Genomic DNA, 1,233 nt, shown 5'->3' on the forward strand with positions numbered 1-1,233 from the left:
TCTTTTTGTTCATTTTCGCTTTTGAGATAATTTAAGACGCCTAACATGACTTGTGGGCTAGAGTAATCGATTTGCGGTGCTACTACTTGCTGTTCTAATTGTTGCCACCGGTCAATGATCTTTGCACGTAATGTGGTGCTATAACCTGAGACAAGAATTAAGCATTCACGCTTGGGAAGGTAGTAACAAGGGCGGTGTTCTCCTTTTGAATCGACATAAGTACCACTAAAATCAACCGGTCCAAATTTGGACCCGTTAAGTTCTTCAAGCATTTGTCGAATATCACGCATGATATGTTTATGCTCTTTCCCACACAACTCAGCAATCTCACGACTCGACATGGTTTGAATAGCTTCGTTTTTAAAATGACTTTCTTCTGTTTTGATAAGGTTATACATGTCTCACTCCATGTTAGTGCAAGCATTTTCATTGTGCTTAATTTGCTTTCTTAAATGCTTTAAAAACTCTTCAAGGGTCTCAGGATTTGAATAGTCGATTTGCGGCTTTGCTTTTTTTTCGCATTCGAGAAAATACTTGCGAACTTGTTTGCCTTTGGGACTCGCTTCACAAATGGCAATATGTTTAGCCATGTCTAAAGTGAGATAGTATTCTATGCTTTTACGACCGACATTGTAGTCTCCTAATTTTTTAGGAACACTTACAAAGTCAATATTTTCAAGAAATTTATATCTTTTAATACGATGTTTAATCCAATAACTAAACTCAGACTTTATTTCTAAAAAGGCATGCAAGTCACGAGCATTCACCGTTTCCACTTTGTGATGTTTGATTGTATAGTATTGAGTAGGAATAAGACTTTTCATACAAATTATCCTCCTGCTAATTTCTAAAATAACAGTGCTTGCTTCAAAAGCACCACTTGGGTTCTATGGGGTTCTGCTTCGAGGATTTGTTTTGCTGCGTAAATTTTGAAGAGATAATTATCCGTGTCATTGGGGTCGATTTCAGATTTTTTACAAACCTTGTCTCTCTTGCCTTCTCGTTTTGTAAAGACGAAATGGACGCCTTCTTTCAAACCAAGATTTTCCACATGATCATTAAACCAAGTGTCAAAATCTTTTTCCAATTGTAAGCGTTTATGCATTGCATGAGCGCTGATCATTTCGACATAGCCTGTTTTGTCTTTCACTTCATCCTTAGGGATTAGATACTGTTCTTTCTCTTCATTAGCGTCCTGTGTATTCATAGGTTTATTCCCTTCGATTATTTGAG

General features: G+C 37.0%; 3 protein-coding genes. All 3 read right to left on the reverse strand.

The features are described 5' to 3' along the window. The coding region (locus tag NPX99_RS08685; protein ID WP_269031426.1) for a Rha family transcriptional regulator at positions 1–398 on the reverse strand (398 nt) is incomplete at its 3' end. 3 nt (positions 399–401) lie between these two features. Continuing rightward, positions 402–824, reverse strand: coding sequence for an antA/AntB antirepressor family protein (locus NPX99_RS08690; RefSeq protein WP_269031427.1), 423 nt, complete (start codon positions 822–824; stop codon positions 402–404). Positions 825–847: 23 nt separating this feature from the next. Further along, on the reverse strand, positions 848–1,233 hold a 386-nt coding region (locus NPX99_RS08695; RefSeq protein WP_269031428.1), incomplete at its 5' end, for an antA/AntB antirepressor family protein.

The organism is Bartonella sp. 220B (genome assembly GCF_026930205.1).
Lineage (GTDB): Bacteria > Pseudomonadota > Alphaproteobacteria > Rhizobiales > Rhizobiaceae > Bartonella.

Bases quoted from the DNA above. Each gene is read 5' to 3' on its own strand.
- NPX99_RS08690 (WP_269031427.1), bottom strand. From the start codon at position 824: ATGAAAAGTCTTATTCCTACTCAATACTATACAATCAAACATCACAAA.